The organism is Schnuerera sp. (assembly GCF_035459645.1).
GTDB lineage: Bacteria > Bacillota > Clostridia > Tissierellales > Tepidimicrobiaceae > Schnuerera.
The window spans coordinates 1-2,273 of the sequence record NZ_DATHXO010000449.1; the positions used below are offsets into that span (position 1 = coordinate 1).

The 2,273-nt window shown below is 30.9% G+C and carries 3 protein-coding genes; all 3 read right to left on the reverse strand.

The window, feature by feature from the left end:
- Nucleotides 1-1,190 (reverse strand): CRISPR-associated endonuclease Cas3'' (locus VK998_RS10560; protein ID WP_325228090.1); only part of this gene is annotated, 1,190 nt, incomplete at its 3' end.
- A gap of 16 nt (nucleotides 1,191-1,206) precedes the next feature.
- Complete coding sequence (gene cas5b, locus VK998_RS10565; RefSeq protein WP_236910642.1) at nucleotides 1,207-1,923, reverse strand: type I-B CRISPR-associated protein Cas5b; 717 nt, start codon at nucleotides 1,921-1,923, stop codon at nucleotides 1,207-1,209.
- Between the two features lie 10 nt (nucleotides 1,924-1,933).
- On the reverse strand, nucleotides 1,934-2,273 hold a 340-nt coding region (locus VK998_RS10570; RefSeq protein WP_325228091.1), incomplete at its 5' end, for a hypothetical protein.

Sequence of the window (2,273 nt, forward strand, 5' to 3'; positions counted from 1 at the left end):
ATCGAATCTTTTATAGAGTTAAATTTTTTTAGCATTCTATTTCTAGAACCTACAAGAGTCTCTAGAAGTTGAACAAAAGTAGTAACTACTACTCCGCTAGACCAATTCTCTATTAACAATTCTGCTTCCGTTTTGGTATAATCTCTATATTCACTCTCATATTCTACTGTTGACAAATTATGGTGTTTAACAATATAACTACTAAAATTCCTTTGAAAATTATCTACATCATTAAATATATCAAATAATACATCGTAATTTTGTTCTATAATGGATGTAAAGGGCAATGAATATATTATCCTTCTATTTCCTCCAAGCATTTCATTCAACTTTAAAGCTGCAAAAAAACCTGTAACAGTTTTTCCTGTACCTGTCGGAGCAGTTATAGAAAATATATTGGATTTATTGTAATTCTGTTCTACCTTCTTTAATACCTTTTCAAAGATTTCCGTTCTAATTTGGTTTATATCATTAGTGGGTTTTCCAAACTTCTTTTCTCTAATAGCATTTAATGTTTCAAAATTTCCATACATTTCTTTAGGAGTAAAAGTATTTGAAGCACTTATTTTATCTGCAGAAATTAAAGCTGAATATAATATTTGGTGTATAAAATAGTTCTGGTGAGACTTTAAGCTTCTTACAGACAACAAGTCCAATCTTCTAAGTTTTGCTAATGTGTTTTCTAAAATATTTTCCTTTAAAATAAATTCTTCAAATTCCTGTAGGAGATTAAGGTTTTCCATATCTGGCTTTATAAATTCCATATTTTTATTCATATTCTCTATTTGCTTATATCCTATATCTATTTTCTCCACTACCTTAATAGGAAAATTTGTCCTTAACACATCTTTGAATTTACTTGGTAAATTAGTTGAAAAGCTTTCTAAATTACCATGATGATGTAAAATTGTATTGTATATAATCAAGGGAAGGATATTCCCTTCCCCATATCGTTTTAAGCCTATATATCCGCCAAATACAGCAGATATAAATCCATGATTTGATAAATTGGTTTTTTTCTTATTCCTCAAATATTCTTGAAAATAAGTAGTGTATTTCCCAAAATCGTGACATAAGGATATTATTTCATAGGCTTCTCTATATTCATCTGGAACCTGTGCTTTAGAAATATCCCTAACTTCAATTAAATGTTTTATCATTAATTTCCCTGGATGGGAATAATATTTCATGCTTACCACCTTCATTCTATAGAAATACTATATTTTCCCCATTGGAAAGTCTGGCATATTTACCATCAATTTTAGCTTTTAGAAACTTCCCTTCGTCTTCGTAAATATAGGTTGTTACTTCCTCGATTGTTCTATCTTCACCAAAATCCCTCGGCATCCTCTCCTTAATTAAATAGCCTTCCATATTATTAATATCTATATCTTGAATTTTATCGTTATTAAGGACTGTAGAGATGGCCACATACTCATTGCTCTCATTCCATATCCATTCTAATTTATCTATGAAATCTATATAGCAGCTAAAAGGAGCACTGCCAAAATAAAGGGGAAACACTGGTCTATTCTTCATGATTCTTTTACTTATTTCATCTAATATTTCTTTGTCTTCATGGGTTATGTAAAATCTATAACGAATATTGTTATCTCCAACTAGCAATTCAAAAGGAATCTGGGTATGCTCTTTTGGTGAGTTTAACTCACCTGAGCTGGTAGCTTTCATATAGTTGATAGATTGCATTACTTTTCTAGTTCTTCCCATTTTCCTAACTGCTACATGTAAGTTAGCTGCATCTAATATCTCATAGTAACTATCCCTTTCATAGCCAAGCAAAGCAGCAATGATCCCTTCTATGGTAGTTCTAGGAGGTACCGAATAGGATAATGAGGAAGAATTAGTATAGAACTTTCTAAAGTGGGCAAATTTGCCCCACAAATCAAATATAACTATCGCCATAATCATCACCTTACTTTATCTGTTTTAGTGGTAAGTCCTTGAAAGCCCCCTCAAACTTCACCTGTTGGCCATCTAAAATTAGCTCCAACTTTTCATCCGCAAAGTAATACAAATTCTTTATTTTTTCTTTATTTTCATTCAATAGTTTAACTAATCTATCTATTATTAATGAACATTCATTTATATCTCTAATATTTGGGACGTTTTCTCTTAATTCAATATAGTCCCTATAATCTCCTAATATAGTTTCTTTGTCCATATATTCAGTTCTAATATAAAGCCTTGGGTACTGTCCGATTTTGCTTCTGGTTGCAAGGTTTGGAATAGCATATTTCATGGCCTCGTCTAGT